Here is a 15,674-nt window from a genome sequence, read left to right as displayed (position 1 = left end):
TCGTGCACAGACCCGCACGAGGCGGCCGTGAGATTGTGTACGCACAGCGGGTTTGACGTGCGCGGACGCTTAGCGAATCGTCCTGGGGTCAAGGGGCCGTCGGCTCGAAGCCGGCCGTCCCGACGCAGGTGAGGCGCCATCTCGGAAGATCGATCGGCCGCTTGTCGTACCTGGGTGACTAACTAAGTGACTATGTCTCAGCATCGTAGATACGGTCCATGCCGGCTGTGCGGCGCAGCGGTACTGGACCTCTAGTGTCACCGCAACGATGTTCTGCAGGTGTACCGTTCGATCGCAGGGATAGAGGTGCTTGCCGCTATCTCAGTCCTCTACCTCAGGGTGGGCGAAGGCATGGCGAACAAGCCGGACACCGTCGGTACCAGGATCCGGTACTGGCGGATGCGCCGTGGCGGGATGACTCAAGCCGTCCTCGCTGGGCTTGCTGGTGTCACTCAGTCGTACGTGTCGCAGGTCGAGTCGGGTCGGAAGACCATCGACCGTCGCTCCACTCTGGTGGCTCTCGCTGCGGCCCTCCAGGTCACGGTGGCAGACCTGCTCGGCCAGGGCACGGAGTCCGGCGATCCGGCCCGTGAGAGCGCCGCAGAGTGTGTACCGGCGATCTGGTCGGCCCTGATCGAGATCGAGGACGGCGAGCGGCGCCCGTCGGCATACACCACGGAACGCCTGGCGGCCGAGATCGCCCGCGCCGATCAGCTCCGCAATTCGTGCAACTACCCGGCCATGGCGCGCATGCTCCCGAGCCTGCTGCTCGAAGCCGCTGCCGTGGGCGGGGCCTCGCTCGCTCAGGTCGCTTACCTAGCCTCCACCTGCCTCCGTCATCTCGGCTACCGCCACCTTGCCCTCAACGCCGCTCGAATATCCGTATCGGCTGCCGAGGACGTTGAAGATTGCGCGTGGATCGGCGCGTCGCGGTTCGTCTACGCGCAGAGCCTGCCGATCGAGTCCGCCCGCTTGGCCGCCAGGGCCGCTGACCGCTCGCTGGTGGAGCTTCAGGGGGATGCCGCCGACGTCCGGGTGCGGCAAATGCTTGGTCAACTTCACCTTATGGCTGCGCTGGCCTCGACCGTGGACGCTCGTCCGAATGTTGCCCGCGACCACCTTGCGGAGGCCACACGTGAGGCGGCGAGTTTGGGTGATCCGGCCGACGGTGGTGGTTTCAACGGTTGCTGCTTCGGGCCGACCAACGTCGGGCTCTGGAAAATGTCCATCGCGGCAGAACAGGGCGAGTCTGGCAAGGTGATCGAACTGTCTCGGACGATACGGCCGCAGGTGCTCAAGGCATCGAACCGCCAACTGTCTTACTGGCTCGATATTGGGCGAGCCTTGGCCGATGGCGGTCGTCGGGATGCCGAAGCCCTCGCCGCATTCGTGCAGGCCGAACGGGCAGCACCGATTCCGTTCGCCATCAATCCGCTCGCCCGCGACGCCGTGGTGACCCTGGCGCAGCGTGCCCAGCGCCGAGCCATCCCCGACGAGCTGCGCCTGCTCGCCGGCCGCATCGGCGTCAACCTGGCTGCATAACTGCCGGTAATCACGAAATCGCTATCCCCGTCCCACTGTCCGAACGTGAACGCGTTCTGATGGTCCACGCGGCAACGGTCGATCCTGAGCAGCTGGACCTCCGCCTGAGGAGGCGGGGATGGGCGGTCAGGACGACAACGCTCCGGAGACCAAGGGTGAGGCGGCCGAGCGGGAGGCTGCCAAGCAGCGCCTTCTGGCGCAGGCTGAGGCGGAGCGCGTACCCGTGGACGACCCAACCCGTGCGGTTCGGGACCGGCGGTGGCGGCGTGACCAGCGATGACGTGCGGATCGGCCGTCGGGTGGCGCGCTGGCGGGAGCGGCGGTCGATCGGAGACTGCGGCGATCGTGGAGTTGTGACGTCAAGGTCGAATCGTGTGAAGGGTATTGCATGCCGCACCGGACTTTGGACCGGTGGCTGGTCGACCGCGAGCTGACAACGCGACCGTTTCCGGTTGCCCGAGCGACGTAGCTTGGAGGACGGTGCCTCCTGATCGATGGCATGCCCGACTCACCGTTGGACGAGGAGAGCTGTGGACGCGAATTCGGTTACTGCCATCTGCGCAACTGTGATCGCCGTCGCTTCACTTGTGGTTTCGATTACAGAGGCAAGAGCAAGCCGAAGGCACAACTTCCAATCGGTTCGTCCATTGTTGAGCCTGGACTGCCTCCGGTTGAATAGCGGCCTGGCAGGCATTCGAATCCGGAACGCCGGCCTTGGCCCGGCTATCATTCGGGTAACTACGCTATATCTCGACGGCGATGAAGTCGGGCCGTGGGAGAAGCAGGTTGTTGATCCACTGCGCGGCACCTTCGCGGCCTGGCCAAACTTCTCAACCCTTCGCGCAGGTAAGCCCATCCCGGTCGGCCAGAAACTGATGATCCTTGCGGTAGAGGACTACGAACCAGCAAGAGATGCCGAATTTTGGGCGGCGGTGACCCAGCGGATCAGGATTCATGTGCAGTATGAATCGATATATGGCAACGAGCGGCAGGAGGCGTGGTTCGAAGGGTCCCCCTCTCATAAGATTGAACTTCCTTCGCTCGGGAGGGATGATGCGGGATCTTCGATAAATAACGAGGGTCAAACCGAACCAAGCCAATATCTGTAGTGGCCGCCGTCACTTGTACGCACTCTCGGTGTACCGTCCAACGTGCGGGTGCAGCAGGGTTTGGCCGCTGTCCTGGTCCTCTACCTGGGGGTTGGCGAAGGCATGGTGACGAAGCCGGACACCATCGGTGCCAGGATCCGTTACTGGCGGATGCGCCGGGGCGGCATGACCCAGGCCGTCCTCGCCGGGCTCGCCGGTGTCACCCAGTCCTACATCTCGCAGGTCGAGTCGGGTCGGAAGACCATCGACCGTCGGTCCACTCTGGTCGCTCTCGCTGCCGCGCTCCAGGTGACGGTGGCCGACCTGCTCGGCCAGGGCACCGAGTCCGGCGACCCGGCTCGTGAGAGCGCCGCCGAGTGCGTGCCTGCGATCTGGTCGGCCCTCATTGAGATCGAGGACGGCGAGCGCCGCCCGTCGACTTACACAAAGGACCATCTGGCGCGAGAGATCGCTCGCGCTGAGCAGCTTCGCACCTCGTGCAGCTACCCGGCGATGGCCCGTATGCTGCCCGCCCTCCTGCTTGAAGCCGCCGCCGTAGGTGGCACAGTGCTCGTTCAGGTCGCCTGCCAAGCCGCCACCTGCCTGCGTAACCTCGGCTACCGTCACCTGGCCCTCAACGCCGCCCGGCTCGCTGGGGCGGTCGCCGAAGATACCGAGGACCCGGCCTGGATCGCGGCCTCCCGCTTCGCCTACGCGCAGAGCCTTCCGATCGAATCCGCACCGGTCGCGGCCCGTGCCGCCGGCCGGTCACTAACCGAGCTGCAAGCTGACGCCGCCGACGAGCGGGTGCGACAGATGCTCGGACAGCTCCACCTGTCGGCAGCGCTGACGTCGACGGTGAGCGGTCGTTTGGACGTAGCTCGCGATCACCTTGCCGAGGCAGCGCGCGAGGCCGCAACGCTCGGGGATCCTGTCGACGGGGCCGGTTTCAACGGCTGCGGGTTCGGACCAACAAATGTCGGCCTGTGGGAGATGTCCATCGCCGCCGAGCAGGGCGAATCCGGCCGGGTTATCGAACTGTCCAGGACGGTCCGTCCGCAGGTGCTTGCGGCGTCTATCCGCCAGCAGTCCTACTGGCTCGACCTCGGTCGTGCCCTGGCGGACGGCGGTCGTCGAGACGATGAGGCCCTTACTGCATTCGTGCAGGCCGAGCGGGCAGCACCGATCCCGTTCGCCATCAACCCCCTCGCCCGTGATGCCGTGGCGACACTGGCGCAGCGCGCCCAGCGCCGAGCCATTCCCGACGAACTGCGTCTACTCGCCAGCCGCATCGGCATCAACCTGGCCGCATAACTGCCAGTAATCAGCACATCACCAGTTCGCCCTACTGTCCGGTTTGGGACGCAAGCACGTCCCGTGGCCTGGTGCGGCGGTGATCGAATCCCGAGCATCACCGCTGGGCCTCTACCGGAGGAGGCGGGGATGAGCGGTCGAGACGACAACGCTCCGGAGAACAAGGGTGAGGCGGCCGAACGGGAGGCTGCCAAGCAGCGCCTCCTGGCGCAGGCTGAGGCGGAGCGCGTACCCGTGGAGGAAACGACCCGTGCGGTCCCGGACCGGCGGTGGCGGCGTGACCAACGATGACGTCCCGATCGGTCGGCGGGTGGCTCGCTGGCGGGTGCGGCGGTCGATGACGCAGCAGATGCTCGCCGACCGGTTGCGGAGGTCGAAGAGTTGGGTGGACAAGGTGGAGCGCGGCGTGCGCGCCCTGGACCGGTACTCGGTGATCCAGGAGTTGGCCCACGTCCTGCGCGTCGACCCGGAGGTGCTGCTTGGCCAGCAGCGGCCAACGCCTGCCGGCACTCCGGACGGGGTGGACGACATCCGGGCCGCGCTCGCCCGCTACGAAACTCCGCATGCCCCACAACAGACGACGGAAGAGGTGAGAAGGCAGGTCGGGTACGCCTGGTTGAGCTACCAGCACGCGCACTACGGGCAGTTGGTGCGAGTCCTGCCGGGTCTGCTCGACGCCGCTCAGGGCGTGCGGACACCAGACTTGCTGGTGCAGGCGTACCGGATCACCTCGTCGCTGCTGGTTAAGCTCGGCGAGGCCGAACTCGCCTGGCTGGCTGCCGACCGGGCGATGTCCGCCGCCGGCGACGATCCGATCCTGGCGGCAACGGCGGCCATCTCGGTAGCCCAGGCACTTCGCGCCTCCAACCGCGACCGCCTAGCCCTAACAGCGGCCGTAACCGCAGCGAACCGCATCACCCCCACCCCAGCGCACTCCCGTGATCATGAAGTTGACGGGCCTTCCGAAGATCAAACCGACCGTCAACCTCATGATCACCGGGGCGGGGGCAGGGTCGCGCCGCAGCGGTCAGCGGGGGAGTGGGCCGTGGGTGGAACGTTGCTGCTCCAGGCTGCCCTGGCCGCCGGCGGCTGCGGCGAGAGCCGCCGCGCCGACGAGCTGATCGACCGGGCCGCGGGGGTCGCCGCCGGGCTCAGGGGGTACGACGATGTGCACCGGACCAGCTTCGGGCCGATCGCCGTCGACGTCGCGCGGGTGGTGGTGGCCGCGCAACGGGGTCAAGCCGTCGAGGCGCTCCAAAGGCACGGGACCGTGGTTCGGCGGGAGGCATGGCGGCGGTTGCCGGCCGAGTATCGGGGCGCGTACCTGGTGGACGTCGCGCGGGCGTACCTGCAAATGGGTGACCTGCGCGGGGCGGCACGGGCCCTGGTGGACGCGGACAGTGTCGCGCCGGCCGAGGTTCGGTGTCGGCCTCTGGCGCGTACCGTGATCGCCGATGTTGCCCGCGCGCAGCCGGCGCCGGCCGGCGTGGCGCGACTGGCGACGCTGGTCGGGCTCACGAGGTGAAAGCTCGCCGTCCTGCTATGCGCGGCCGACCCAAGTGGCGACGCACGCCTCGTTGCCCTCGGCGTCGGCCAGGACCCACCACATGGGTGCGTGCGCGTCGGAGACCAGGTTGCCGCCGGCGGCCAGGGCGGCGGCGATGCGAGCCTCTGCCTGATCGTGCGGGACAGCGATGTCGAGGTGCATGCGGTTGCGCTGTGGGCGCGCCTCGTCCGACGGTTGCAAACCGAAGCCCGGGCCGCGGCGCGACGGGTCGAACAGGTAGTCGTCGCCGCTCTGCCGATAGCCGAGCAGCGCCTGCCAGAACGGCAGCACGTCCGCGCCGGCGAGTGCGTCAAGGGTGACGTTGATGAGTTGTACGGCGGTCGGGTCGGCGGGGAGGCCCAGCTCCTTGGCGGCGGCCGAGATGCGCCGGGCCAACGAGATGTCGCGCCGACCGAGGCTCACCGTGACGCCGGTGCCGCGCAGATCGACGATGAGGTACTGCTGCTGGGCCTCGTCGGCTAGCCGGCCAATCTCATCGACGAGGGCGATGCCCTTGGACAGCGAGCCGGTCGGGAAGTAGGCCGAGACCAGATGGTAGAGGCAGCGCCAGTCCTCGACACCGTCGGCCGCGTGGAACTGCGCGGCCGTGATCTGCCCAGTCATGTCACCGAACCTAACATCGGCGGAACGACGGCCTCCGACTCGGCGGTTGCCAGCTGAGTATCGATCATCGGTGTGGCGCTGGCGAACAGGCTCACCTTCACCCGGCTTGCCGGCGGCGACGACACCCCCCGTCGGCGGGTCCGTCGCAGCCAGGCGAAGGGCTGAACGGGCGGGAGCGGGCAAACGCCGACTCCCGCCCACGATCACCGTGCCGGACTGGTGGACGATCGTGACATCCGTCCGCTCAGTCGGGGTTGGCGCAGAGTTGGGAGGTCAAGGCGGTGCGGGCCCACTCTTCCCACGTGTCCGGTGACCAGTCGCGGTCGCGGACGAAGATCAGGTAGAGCTGCGGGCTGAGCAGGCCGAACAGCAGGTCCGCCGCCATCTCGACGGAGAGGCTGGGACGGATGTCGGGCTTGCCGACCAGGGCTTCGGCCGCTGCGTACTGCACGGTGTAGCGCGGGTCGGGGCCGTCCGGCCACTGTGCGGCGATCTCCGGGTCGGTGGCTGCGGCAGCCTCGATCAGCGGCATGATCGGGGCGACCCGGCCCAGGACCTTGCCGGTGCCGTGGACGTGCGCGCGCAACTGCCCGGCCGCGGTGGGCTCGGCGCACGCGGCCCGAAACCACTCACGATCCATGGTGGCGACCGGCTCCGTGTCCCCGGCGATGGACGCGTCGACGACGTCCTTGAACAGCGTGCGCTTGTTGCGGAAGACGAAGTAGACCGTCTGGACGGCCACGCCCGCACGGTCCGCGACCTCCTGCAGGCTCGTCGCTCCGTAACCCTGTGCGACGAACAGCTCGCGAGCCGCCTCGATGACCTTTTCGCGGGTGCGGCGTGAACGCTCGGCTCGCTTGTCCGGCCGCTTGACCTTGTCCATATTGCGAGTCTAACTTTAGAGCATGTCACTAGAGTTCGACTCTAACTTGTTGGAGGAGACGATGGACCAGCCCAACGCCACCCAGAAGCCACGACCGGACCTGACCTCGACGCAGCGAGACCCGGAGGAGGAGTCCGTCCACCGTGCGCTGGAGAGCTACTACCGCGCCGGCAAGCCGCCGTGGGACACCGGCGTGACGCCGCCCGAGCTGGTCGACCTGGTGGAGGGGCACAGCGCGCTGCCGCCCGGTCGGGCCCTCGAACTCGGCTGCGGCACGGGGACCAACGCCATTTACCTGGCACGGCACGGCTGGGAGGTGGCCGCCGTCGACCTGATCGACAGCGCCGTCGACCAGGCCAGGGAGAAGGCCGCGGCGGCGGAAGTGACGGTACGACTGCTGCAGGGAGACGCCACCCGCCTCGACGAGCTGGACGTGCCCGGCCCCTTCGATCTGTTCTTCGACCTGAGCTGCTACTGCGGGGTCCCGCTACACCGCCGCGACGCCTACGCCGCCGGGCTCACCCAACGCGCCGCTCCCGGAGCACGGTTGCTGATGTTCGGGTACGGCCCCGAACCGGTCGACAATCCGAGCACCGAGATCGCGTCGTGGGCGGCGGGCGTCACCGCGGACGAACTTCGCGCCAGGTTCCCCGGCTGGGCGCTGATCGACGTCACGCCGGGCACCAACTCGGTGCCGACCTTCTGGTTCACGCTACGCCGCGACGCCTAGCAATCTTTGGTCGCGGGTTTCCCCAAGCTCCACAGGAGCCGACTAGCCCGGTCTGCGGGCCATGACGAGGGGGCGGAGCTTGGCAGTGATTTCCTCGTTGAGCACGAGCTGGTAGTAGGTCCCGCCCGTCACCGTGTAGACGACTGCCGGACAGGAGTTCACACTGCCCCTCAACGTGAAGCTGCTGACCTGCTTACCGGTCTTGGCCTCGAACACCCGGTAGATGAAGCGCGCCGACCGCAGCACGGCGGTCGTCTTCTCGCCGGTGCCGGTGTCGTAGGTACATGTTTCGACCTTCTTGCTCGGATAGTCGTCGTCGAAGTATTCGCATACGACGAGCTGCGTGTGCTGCTCCGGGTACAAGCCCGGATGCAGCTGCGACTGCCACTCGGCAGGCAGCTCGTACTCCTGCTCCCGGGAGTCATACGGGTGCATCACGAAGAATTCCGCCAGGTGGATGGGACCTCCGGCGTAGGCAGGGCCGTCCGGGTTGTAGGGACGTACCGCTCGCGGGTTGTAGGTGGAGCCGCCGCACGCCTCCTCGTAAGTTCCCATCGTCGGGGGCGGTGGCGGCCAGGTCGGGCTGGCTGCCGTCGACGCGGACGGCGTCGGCGTCGTTGCCGCCGGTGGCGGGTCGGGCTCGCCTGTGCACGCGGTGAGGCCGCACAGGGCGCCGACGATCACGGCCAGGAGTCGTGCTTTCCGCTGCGAACCGGTCACGCCGCCCCCATCGTCCTACTGTCGGCCCCACGGGAGCGCCCGTGAGTGCTCGGGTCACGTCCGCTGGGTCTCGACGATGGTACCGGCGGTAGCGATCACTCGAAGAACTTGATGCTGAACCCGGTGTCGGTCGTCGGGCCAGGCACGTTGGCGCGGCGGTAGGTGGTGTTGCCCCACCAGCAGAAGGTGCCGGTGTACCAGTACCGGTTCGCCCAGGAGTACGCGGTGCCCTTGGGTACGGCGTGGAACATCAACGGGAACCGCGGCCCGGCGGGCGGGCTCGTGGCAATGTCGCCGTTGAGCAGCACGAAGCTGTGGTGGCCGGGCCCGTTGACGTGCAGGGTGGGATCCCACCCGGCCATCATGGTGGCCCGGTTCGACCCGAACAGGCAGCCGTTCGACTTGTACCAGTCCCACACGTACGTCGGGTCGCCGCCGGCGCGCAGTCGCAGGTCGGCCAGGCAGTACTGGTCACTCCAGCTGCCGTTGGCGGAGTAGACGATGTGGAGCTGCCCGCTGGGGTCCCTGATCGCCTCCGGGGACTCGTTGATGTACGGGTTGCCGACGACGCGCTCCCAGCTCTCCCGTGGTTGGGAGATGACGTACCGGTTGCCAGTCGGGGTGAGCGGGTCGCTCATGCGGCTGAGGTAGATGTTCTGCTCGACGTTGGTGTCGCCGGCCCATCCCGACCAGACGAACCACCGCTGCCCGTTGAAGGTGAACAGGCTGCCGTCGATAGCCCATTTGCCGTCGGGCAGCGCGAGCTGCCGCTCGGTCGTGTAGCCGCTGGCCGGCGACGCCGAGTGGATCGCGTACATGCGGTGGGCGGCACCCCGCCCGGCCGAGAAGTAGATGTAGTACCGGCCGCCATCGGTGATGATCTCCGGGGCCCAGACCTCACCGAGATCGCGGGTGTCCGTCCACACCTGGCGCGCGGGTGCGGCGGCCAGCGCGTCAGGCGACGCTGCCTGCCGCACGGCGATCCCGCCGTTGAGCGACTGGACGGAGATGTAGGTACCGCCGACGCGGATCACGCTCGGGTCGGCAGCCCGCAGGCTGGTTTGCCCGGCGGTCGCCGGTCCGGCACCGGCGGCGGACAGGCCGGTGGCGAGCACGGCGGCCAGCAGGGCGGAGAGAAATCGCGGGAGGGTTCGGTTACCGACGTTCACGATCGGGCCCTTTCCTCGGACTGCGCTGATCGCCAGCATTGACATCCATAGATTAGGCGGGAGGGCGTCGCGCTGTCCGACATCCAGAAGAGGGCGTCCGGAATGCGACCAGCGGCAGGACGGCGCGGAGGGACCACCCGTCCGAGTGGTCCCTCCGCTGGTTTGCTGGTGAGTGGCTAAACTTCAGGTTGGCAGTTCACCTGTGCTCTGCTGCGGCGGGCGCAGCCTCGGGAGGGTGTTCCAGCACCCTCTCGAGGGCCCGTCCCATCAGACGGCGCCTACTCGCAGAAGACCCGCACGGTGGCATCGGGCGAATCCACCTCCACGGTCACCTCGTCGAGGTGCTCCACGAGCGCCTCCAACTGCTCGGGCTTGAGCTGCGTCAGGTCGATCGGCACGCCCGAGTCGCTGAGTGAGGCATTGGCCTTGACCAGGGCCTGCGGCGGGACCAGCGCCGCCAGCCGTACACCAGCCCGCAGCAGTTGCAGTGGCACCCGCACGTTGACCCGTGACGGCTCGCCGTTGTCGGTGGCGTCCACCACCACCCGCAGGTACTTCACCTTGCCCTTCGGTCGGGCGTCGTGACTCGCCGTCGCCGGGGCGTGGTCCCGTTCGAGTGCGGCGATGAGTTGCTCCGCCTCCTCGGCCGTGATCTTGCCGGCGGCCAGCATGTCGAGGATGTCCTTGCGTTGTTCGGTCATTCGAACCTCTCCTATCGGATAGCCACGAACACGGCCGTGCGGCCCTGCTCGATGTCGAAGCGGGCGCCGCGCAGCGCGGAGATGACACGCCAGGCGGCGCCGAGTGCCCGCACCACACCGATGCGGAACACGACGCAGGCCACGATCGCCGCCAGCACGACCAGGACCACGACCGGGAAGAGCACGAGCGCCACGGGAAGCACCGGAACCCAGACGCGGATGGGCCGGCGGTCCGGACGGTTGACCTTGACGGTCACCAACTGCGGCATCACGTCCGGCCGTCCAACTCGGCCAACGCCTGCTGTGCGGTGATCTCACCGCGGCGCAACCGGTCGATGATGTCGGCGCGCGAGGGCGCCGGGTCGGTCTCGACGAAGTCGAGCATCTGGGTGATCCGGTTGAGGCGCGACTTGATCGTCGGGTAGCTCACCCCGAAGATCCGTTCCATCTCCTTGATCGAACCGTGGCAGCGCACGAACGCCGTGACGAAAACCTGATCATCGACGTTGAGCTGAGCCAGTTGCGGTGGCTCGAACTCGCCCTCGATCGCGACGCCGTTGCTCGCCAGGCGCACCCGCTCGACGACGAACGGCTGCCCTCGCGTCAGGCTGGTGAGTTCCTGCCAGTCCATCGCCTGCTCTGTCATACCTGAATTTGTAACTCAGAAAACTTCAACTTCCAAGAGGTTGACCTTAATTTTCTTAAGATGAAGCTCGCGGCGGTGGAGGTGGTTGGCCGGAGGGAGGCCTGCGGCGGTTGCCGGCCGAGCAGGCTCAGGAGCGCGGCAGGATGCCCACGAGCGACGTGATGATGGCGAGCCGCAGGGCTGTCCGCAGGTCGACGTGGTGGACCGCGAGCGCCGGTTCGGACTCGTAGACGGCGAGCAGGCTCGGTGGTGGAGAGGTGTACGCGGACAGCGCGCCACCCATGATCAGGGCGTGCAGGCAGAACAGCTCGGCGTTGTCGCCGATCTCGGGCAGGTGTCGCCGGACGAGGCCGGCCATCACCGCGAGGTTGCCCAGCGCGGCCCGCTTGTGCCGGCGGACCACCTCGACCGACACGTTGTGTTCGAGCACCCCGCCCTGCGCGCCGAACAGATCGCAGAGCACCGTCTGGGCGGCGAGCGACCGGCTGAGCACGTCGGCTGTCTGCTCCGCCCGTTCCATCGCGGGTCGGTTCAGGTCGACGCCGTGGGCCAGTTCCTGGTCCAGCTCGGCCAGCCAGGTCGTCGTCCGGTCGTCCAGCAGGTCGAGCAGCGCCGCCTCGCGGGACTCGAAATAGCGCAGCACCGCAGTCTTGGCCAGGCCGACCCGCCGGCTCAGCTCGTTCAGGGTCACCTCGGCCACCGGCATCTCGTCGAGCATCGCCGAGGTCGTCTCCAGGATCGCCCGACGCCGGACCTCACGCTGCTCCTCGCTGCGCGCCCGCTGGAACGTCATGAGCCCACACTAGCTTAGGTACCGGCGGTCCCTTGACAGCGTACCGTCGGTACATTACCGTTCGGGTATAAGTTACCGGCGGTACCTAAGGAGCCCGAGATGAAGTGGACCGAGCAGCAGATCCCGCGCCAGGACGGCCGGGTGGCAGTGGTCACCGGCGCCAACACCGGGCTGGGCTTCGAGACCGCCCGGCGGCTCGCCGAGCGCGGGGCGTCGGTGGTGCTGGCCGTACGCGACACGGAGAAGGGCAAACTGGCCGCCGCCCGGATCAACGGCGACGTCTCCGTACGGGAACTGGACCTGACCTCGCTGGAATCGGTACGCGCCGCCGCGGCCGGCCTGCGCGCCGGCCACCCGCGGATCGATCTGCTGATCAACAACGCCGGCGTGATGTACACCCCGAAGCAGACCACCCGCGACGGCTTCGAGATGCAGTTCGGCACCAACCACCTGGGCCACTTCGCGCTCACCGGCCTGCTGCTCGACCTGATGCTGCCCGTGCCGGGCTCCCGGGTGGTCACCGTCAGCAGCGTCGGCCACCGCATCCGCGCCGCCATCCACTTCGACGACCTCCAGTGGGACCGTTCCTACAGCCGGGTGGCCGCCTACGGCCAGTCGAAGCTCGCCAACCTGATGTTCACCTACGAGCTGCAACGCCGGCTCGCCGAGCACGGCACCACCGCCGCGCTGGCCGCACACCCCGGCATCTCCAACACCGAACTCGCCCGCAACTCCCCGGCCGTCGTCCGCCGGCCGCTCACCTGGCTCGCCCCGGTGATCACCCAGCCCGCGACGGCGGGCGCGCTGCCCACCCTCCGGGCCGCCACCGACCCGTCCGTCCTCGGCGGGCAGTACTACGGCCCCGACGGCCTCGGCGAGGCGCGCGGCTATCCGAGGCTTGTCACCTCCAGCCCCGAGTCCTACGACGTGAGCGTGCAACAACGCCTCTGGGCCGTCTCGGAAGACCTCACCGGTGTGCGGTTCCCGCTGGGCCAGGCGGTCGTCGCGGCGTGACCGCACCAAAGGGCAGGCGCCGGTAACGGCTGGTGATCACCGGCGGCCCGGCGGCGGTCAGGCGGTCACGGAGTTGTCGTCCCTGCCCTCCGCCGGGCCAGTGTGTCGCGGATGGTGAAGACGACGAGCGAGAGCGGCACGAAGACCCACAGCTGGAGCACGGTGTAGCGGCGCAGTTCCCGGTTGGTGTCGACGCCAGCCAGTTCGGCGTCGAGCGCACCGCGCCGCATCAGCGCGATCGCGTACACGGACAGCGGTGCGTAGTTGAGACCGGCGCCGATCAGCCACAGGCCGAACGCCCGGCTGCCGAGGCCACTCGATGACGACAGCAACCAGATGCCCCACGTCACCATGGCAACCACGCCGACGAGGAACTCGGCCAGGATGATCCGCCGCCGGCGGGTCGTTCCTCGGCTGCCGTACATGTCGACGGCCGCCAAACGACGAACGTTCACCGAAACGATGGTGCCACCGGCGGACAACCTCCGGGGTTGCAGCGGCACAGGCCGCACGACCCGACGATCCACTCGCGTTCACGGAAGTCGGGGTGTCCCGGCTCCGGGGACACCCCGACTTCACGAACCCCGAGTCGATCTGGCGTGTCGGCGCCGGCCTCCACTGTGGCGTTGCGCCCTGGAGATGGTCTTGCGACGCGTGACTACCCTCTCGGCCATGTCTGACTTCCGCGGGGACACCTCAGGTGTCTCGACGCTCCGGGCCGCACTGACGATCGTCATCGTCGGAATCCTGGCGGCCGGTCTCGGCGTCACCTTCATCTGGGACGACCGAGGCTCCCCGCAGGAAGTGACCACGACGGGCACGCTGACCGGCTCACACCCATCGGCCCAGCGCGAGAAGCGCAAGGGAACGTGGTACGAGTTCCAGTACGCCATCGCCGATGGGCGGCAGGTCACCAGCACCTTCAAGGTCACCCCCAGCGGCTCCCTCGACCGCGACGGCGACACGGTCAAGGTCATCTACTCGCCGGATGCCCCGCTGGAGGGCCGGCTGTGGGTGACCCGAGGCGGCCTGGAGTTTCTGCCGGCGGGCGCCGGGACGGCGCTCACTCTCGGCGGGCTCCGGGTCGTCATCCGTGAGCTGCTCAAACGGCGCCGCCGACGGGGCTGATCTCCGCAGCTGCGCCGTCGTGGGTCCTTACGGCTGCGACGGCTCGGGCAGGTGGTGACGCGCCCAGGCTGCGAAACTCGTGAGGGGAATGCCGAGGGCTCGCGCGTACTCCGGGCGGGCGGGTTGCCCGACCACGTTCATCTGCTCGTGGGAGATGCCGGCCCACTCCGGCATGCCTGCGGCGACCGCCTCCTCCTCGGTCATGTCCGGCGCGGTCAGCTCGGTGCCCAGGGCGTCGGAGAGCGCCTTCGCGATCTCCGTCATCGTCAGGTAGTCGCTCGCCAGCTCCAGCTCGACTCCGTGGAACCGATCGGGTTCGGCGATGGCCGCGGCGGCCGCGCGGCCGATGTCGTCGACCGCGACGAGGGAGAGCGAGGTCTGTGGCTTGATCACCGTCGCCAGGCCGCCGGCGACGCCCCGGGGGAGCAGGTAGGCCATCGAGGGCAGGAAGTTGTCCATGAAGAAGCCCGGCTTGAGGAGCGTCCAGTGCGCGAAGCCGGCCTCTCGTACCCGATCCTGGATGCCGGCCTTGGTGGTGTAGTAGGGCTCCATGGTCGCCCAGCGGCCCTCGGCCCAGCCGGGCGCCTCGGTGTGCTGGCCGGCGCCGCTGACGGACGTGTGCACGAACTGCGGCACCTTCGCGGCCAGCGCGCTTTCGATCAGGTTGACGCCCTGGGTCAGCTCGCCCGCGAAGTTGATGGTGTTGCCGTCCATCGCGGGCATCTGCACCGAGAAGACGGCCCGTGCTCCGTGCGCGGCCCGAACCAGCGAGTCGCGATCGTCGAGGTCGCCGGTGACCAGCTCGGCCCCGAGGGCCTGGACCGCCCGCGCGCGGTCGGTCGCGGGGTCGCGGACCAGTGCCCGCACGGGTACGCCGGCCGCGAGCAGCGCGCGGGCAGTGGCGCCGCCCTGCCTTCCGGTGGCGCCGGTGACCAGGACGGGTGCGGAGTCGGTGGGCATGAGGGGGTCTCCTGTCGCGGGGCAACGCTAAACGGCGGGGCCCGCCGTTTCTTCTTCGCTAAGATACGGCGGACCCCGCCACTTAGCAAACCTTGAGGTGACGCCATGTCCACCCAGCGAGCGGACGCCCGGCGCAACTACGCGCGCCTGCTGGCCGTGGCCGAGCAGGAGATCGCCACGCACGGCGCGGACGCGTCCCTGGAGCAGATCGCCCGCATCGCCGGAGTCGGGTCGGCCACCGTGCGCCGGCACTTCCCGAGCCGCCACGCACTGCTGGACGCGGTCTTCCGCGGGGTGATCGAGAACCTCGGCGTCCGCGCCCGGGAGCTGTCCGATGCCGCCGACGCGCGGGCCGCGCTGCTGGAGTGGCTCACCGCCGTCAACGGGAACGTCGCCACCATCAGGGGCCTGGCCATCGCGCTCACCCGCGACTGCACGGCCAACCCCACCGAGGCGCACGAGCACTGCGCCACCGCGCAGCTCACCGAGGCGGGCGAACCACTCGTACGCCGGGCCGCGCTGGCCGGTGCGGTGGCGCCCGACGTGACCATCACCGATCTGCTCGCGCTGATCACCGGCATCGCCCTGGCCACCGAGCACCACTCAAATCCCGCCGCCGCCGCGACCCGACTACTCGACCTCGCGGTAGCAGGAATCAGCCCAGCGAAGGGCAAGCGCGCCTGACCCCCAACCCCGCCCCTGCCCCTGCCGCTGCCCCCGCCCCCGACCCTGGTTGATCATGGAGTTGTGGTGCCGGTTTAGGGATGCATCGCGGCTTTTGCGGCCCACCACAACTCCATGATCGACCACGGCCAG

General features: G+C 68.5%; 20 protein-coding genes. 10 read left to right on the top strand and 10 right to left on the bottom strand.

The genetic code is table 11. The features are described 5' to 3' along the window. Positions 1 to 351: 351 nt before the first annotated feature. The 6 genes from ACFYL6_RS10780 to ACFYL6_RS10755 all read left to right on the top strand — a co-directional run bounded on the left by ACFYL6_RS10780 (position 352) and on the right by ACFYL6_RS10755 (position 5,469). Entirely contained in the window at positions 352 to 1,542 is a 1,191-nt protein-coding gene (locus ACFYL6_RS10780; protein WP_387170404.1) for a helix-turn-helix domain-containing protein, read from the top strand. Between the two features lie 118 nt (positions 1,543 to 1,660). Then, positions 1,661 to 1,822: a hypothetical protein gene (locus ACFYL6_RS10775; RefSeq protein WP_387170045.1), complete on the top strand. Its 162-nt coding sequence runs from the start codon at positions 1,661 to 1,663 to the stop codon at positions 1,820 to 1,822. A 250-nt stretch (positions 1,823 to 2,072) separates the two neighbouring features. After that, positions 2,073 to 2,651, top strand: a complete 579-nt coding sequence (locus ACFYL6_RS10770) for a hypothetical protein (RefSeq protein WP_387170043.1) — start codon at positions 2,073 to 2,075, stop codon at positions 2,649 to 2,651. A 102-nt stretch (positions 2,652 to 2,753) separates the two neighbouring features. After that, the gene (locus tag ACFYL6_RS10765; RefSeq protein ID WP_387170402.1) at positions 2,754 to 3,944 is read left to right on the top strand and encodes a helix-turn-helix domain-containing protein; all 1,191 of its coding nucleotides are present in this window, start codon (positions 2,754 to 2,756) and stop codon (positions 3,942 to 3,944) included. 129 nt (positions 3,945 to 4,073) lie between these two features. Further along, positions 4,074 to 4,235 (top strand): hypothetical protein, encoded by a 162-nt coding sequence (locus ACFYL6_RS10760; RefSeq protein WP_387170041.1) that lies wholly within the window; start codon positions 4,074 to 4,076, stop codon positions 4,233 to 4,235. Continuing rightward, on the top strand, positions 4,222 to 5,469 hold the full coding sequence (locus ACFYL6_RS10755) for a helix-turn-helix domain-containing protein (protein ID WP_387170039.1): 1,248 nt from the start codon (positions 4,222 to 4,224) through the stop codon (positions 5,467 to 5,469). The genes ACFYL6_RS10760 and ACFYL6_RS10755 overlap by 14 nt, the downstream gene beginning before the upstream one ends. Before the next feature lie 15 nt (positions 5,470 to 5,484). On the opposite strand, the gene ACFYL6_RS10750 is transcribed toward ACFYL6_RS10755, so the two are convergent. Further along, a complete protein-coding gene (locus tag ACFYL6_RS10750) occupies positions 5,485 to 6,114 on the bottom strand; it encodes a VOC family protein (protein WP_387170037.1) in 630 nt (209 codons plus the stop codon). 244 nt (positions 6,115 to 6,358) lie between these two features. Further along, positions 6,359 to 6,997 (bottom strand): TetR/AcrR family transcriptional regulator, encoded by a 639-nt coding sequence (locus ACFYL6_RS10745; protein ID WP_387170035.1) that lies wholly within the window; start codon positions 6,995 to 6,997, stop codon positions 6,359 to 6,361. 61 nt (positions 6,998 to 7,058) lie between these two features. On the opposite strand from ACFYL6_RS10745, the gene ACFYL6_RS10740 reads away from it, so the two are divergent. Continuing rightward, a complete protein-coding gene (locus ACFYL6_RS10740) occupies positions 7,059 to 7,727 on the top strand; it encodes a class I SAM-dependent methyltransferase (RefSeq protein WP_387170033.1) in 669 nt (222 codons plus the stop codon). A 42-nt stretch (positions 7,728 to 7,769) separates the two neighbouring features. Here the strand turns inward: ACFYL6_RS10740 and ACFYL6_RS10735 are convergent, their stop codons facing one another. The 6 genes from ACFYL6_RS10735 to ACFYL6_RS10710 all read right to left on the bottom strand — a co-directional run bounded on the left by ACFYL6_RS10735 (position 7,770) and on the right by ACFYL6_RS10710 (position 11,756). Then, positions 7,770 to 8,447: a hypothetical protein gene (locus ACFYL6_RS10735; protein WP_387170031.1), complete on the bottom strand. Its 678-nt coding sequence runs from the start codon at positions 8,445 to 8,447 to the stop codon at positions 7,770 to 7,772. Positions 8,448 to 8,542: 95 nt separating this feature from the next. Then, positions 8,543 to 9,616 carry a glycoside hydrolase family 43 protein gene (locus ACFYL6_RS10730; protein WP_387170029.1) on the bottom strand — a complete coding sequence of 358 codons (1,074 nt, stop codon included), beginning with the start codon at positions 9,614 to 9,616 and terminating at the stop codon, positions 8,543 to 8,545. A 278-nt stretch (positions 9,617 to 9,894) separates the two neighbouring features. After that, on the bottom strand, positions 9,895 to 10,317 hold the full coding sequence (locus tag ACFYL6_RS10725; protein ID WP_112698352.1) for a hypothetical protein: 423 nt from the start codon (positions 10,315 to 10,317) through the stop codon (positions 9,895 to 9,897). Positions 10,318 to 10,328: 11 nt separating this feature from the next. After that, the gene (locus ACFYL6_RS10720) at positions 10,329 to 10,586 is read right to left on the bottom strand and encodes a hypothetical protein (RefSeq protein WP_387170027.1); all 258 of its coding nucleotides are present in this window, start codon (positions 10,584 to 10,586) and stop codon (positions 10,329 to 10,331) included. After that, entirely contained in the window at positions 10,586 to 10,963 is a 378-nt protein-coding gene (locus ACFYL6_RS10715; RefSeq protein ID WP_387170025.1) for a DUF2089 domain-containing protein, read from the bottom strand. The genes ACFYL6_RS10720 and ACFYL6_RS10715 overlap by 1 nt, the downstream gene beginning before the upstream one ends. 127 nt (positions 10,964 to 11,090) lie before the next feature. Continuing rightward, a complete protein-coding gene (locus tag ACFYL6_RS10710) occupies positions 11,091 to 11,756 on the bottom strand; it encodes a TetR/AcrR family transcriptional regulator (RefSeq protein WP_387170023.1) in 666 nt (221 codons plus the stop codon). A gap of 99 nt (positions 11,757 to 11,855) precedes the next feature. Between ACFYL6_RS10710 and ACFYL6_RS10705 the strand changes: the two genes are divergently transcribed. Then, positions 11,856 to 12,770, top strand: coding sequence for an SDR family NAD(P)-dependent oxidoreductase (locus ACFYL6_RS10705; RefSeq protein WP_387170021.1), 915 nt, complete (start codon positions 11,856 to 11,858; stop codon positions 12,768 to 12,770). A 65-nt stretch (positions 12,771 to 12,835) separates the two neighbouring features. Here the strand turns inward: ACFYL6_RS10705 and ACFYL6_RS10700 are convergent, their stop codons facing one another. Beyond that, positions 12,836 to 13,225, bottom strand: a complete 390-nt coding sequence (locus tag ACFYL6_RS10700) for a hypothetical protein (RefSeq protein ID WP_387170019.1) — start codon at positions 13,223 to 13,225, stop codon at positions 12,836 to 12,838. A gap of 217 nt (positions 13,226 to 13,442) precedes the next feature. On the opposite strand from ACFYL6_RS10700, the gene ACFYL6_RS10695 reads away from it, so the two are divergent. Further along, positions 13,443 to 13,898: a DUF3592 domain-containing protein gene (locus tag ACFYL6_RS10695; protein ID WP_387170017.1), complete on the top strand. Its 456-nt coding sequence runs from the start codon at positions 13,443 to 13,445 to the stop codon at positions 13,896 to 13,898. Between the two features lie 27 nt (positions 13,899 to 13,925). Here ACFYL6_RS10695 and ACFYL6_RS10690 read toward each other — a convergent pair whose 3' ends face one another. Then, on the bottom strand, positions 13,926 to 14,858 hold the full coding sequence (locus ACFYL6_RS10690; RefSeq protein WP_387170015.1) for an NmrA/HSCARG family protein: 933 nt from the start codon (positions 14,856 to 14,858) through the stop codon (positions 13,926 to 13,928). Between the two features lie 105 nt (positions 14,859 to 14,963). On the opposite strand from ACFYL6_RS10690, the gene ACFYL6_RS10685 reads away from it, so the two are divergent. After that, positions 14,964 to 15,542, top strand: coding sequence for a TetR/AcrR family transcriptional regulator (locus ACFYL6_RS10685; RefSeq protein WP_387170013.1), 579 nt, complete (start codon positions 14,964 to 14,966; stop codon positions 15,540 to 15,542). Positions 15,543 to 15,674 lie beyond the last annotated feature (132 nt).

The sequence above is a fragment of the Micromonospora sp. NPDC007208 genome (genome assembly GCF_042869175.1).
In the GTDB taxonomy this organism is placed as follows: domain Bacteria; phylum Actinomycetota; class Actinomycetes; order Mycobacteriales; family Micromonosporaceae; genus Micromonospora; species Micromonospora foliorum.
This window is presented reverse-complemented; position numbering and strand designations above follow the sequence as displayed.

What these genes read in the sequence shown, in the direction of transcription:
- ACFYL6_RS10780 (WP_387170404.1), top strand. Translation starts at nt 352, where the DNA reads ATGGCGAACAAGCCGGACACCGTCGGTACCAGGATCCGGTACTGGCGG.
- ACFYL6_RS10775 (WP_387170045.1), top strand. Translation starts at nt 1,661, where the DNA reads ATGGGCGGTCAGGACGACAACGCTCCGGAGACCAAGGGTGAGGCGGCC.
- ACFYL6_RS10765 (WP_387170402.1), top strand. Translation starts at nt 2,754, where the DNA reads ATGGTGACGAAGCCGGACACCATCGGTGCCAGGATCCGTTACTGGCGG.
- ACFYL6_RS10760 (WP_387170041.1), top strand. Translation starts at nt 4,074, where the DNA reads ATGAGCGGTCGAGACGACAACGCTCCGGAGAACAAGGGTGAGGCGGCC.
- ACFYL6_RS10750 (WP_387170037.1), bottom strand. Translation starts at nt 6,114, where the DNA reads ATGACTGGGCAGATCACGGCCGCGCAGTTCCACGCGGCCGACGGTGTC.
- ACFYL6_RS10745 (WP_387170035.1), bottom strand. Translation starts at nt 6,997, where the DNA reads ATGGACAAGGTCAAGCGGCCGGACAAGCGAGCCGAGCGTTCACGCCGC.
- ACFYL6_RS10740 (WP_387170033.1), top strand. Translation starts at nt 7,059, where the DNA reads ATGGACCAGCCCAACGCCACCCAGAAGCCACGACCGGACCTGACCTCG.
- ACFYL6_RS10725 (WP_112698352.1), bottom strand. Translation starts at nt 10,317, where the DNA reads ATGACCGAACAACGCAAGGACATCCTCGACATGCTGGCCGCCGGCAAG.
- ACFYL6_RS10720 (WP_387170027.1), bottom strand. Translation starts at nt 10,586, where the DNA reads ATGCCGCAGTTGGTGACCGTCAAGGTCAACCGTCCGGACCGCCGGCCC.
- ACFYL6_RS10715 (WP_387170025.1), bottom strand. Translation starts at nt 10,963, where the DNA reads ATGACAGAGCAGGCGATGGACTGGCAGGAACTCACCAGCCTGACGCGA.
- ACFYL6_RS10710 (WP_387170023.1), bottom strand. Translation starts at nt 11,756, where the DNA reads ATGACGTTCCAGCGGGCGCGCAGCGAGGAGCAGCGTGAGGTCCGGCGT.
- ACFYL6_RS10705 (WP_387170021.1), top strand. Translation starts at nt 11,856, where the DNA reads ATGAAGTGGACCGAGCAGCAGATCCCGCGCCAGGACGGCCGGGTGGCA.
- ACFYL6_RS10695 (WP_387170017.1), top strand. Translation starts at nt 13,443, where the DNA reads ATGTCTGACTTCCGCGGGGACACCTCAGGTGTCTCGACGCTCCGGGCC.
- ACFYL6_RS10690 (WP_387170015.1), bottom strand. Translation starts at nt 14,858, where the DNA reads ATGCCCACCGACTCCGCACCCGTCCTGGTCACCGGCGCCACCGGAAGG.
- ACFYL6_RS10685 (WP_387170013.1), top strand. Translation starts at nt 14,964, where the DNA reads ATGTCCACCCAGCGAGCGGACGCCCGGCGCAACTACGCGCGCCTGCTG.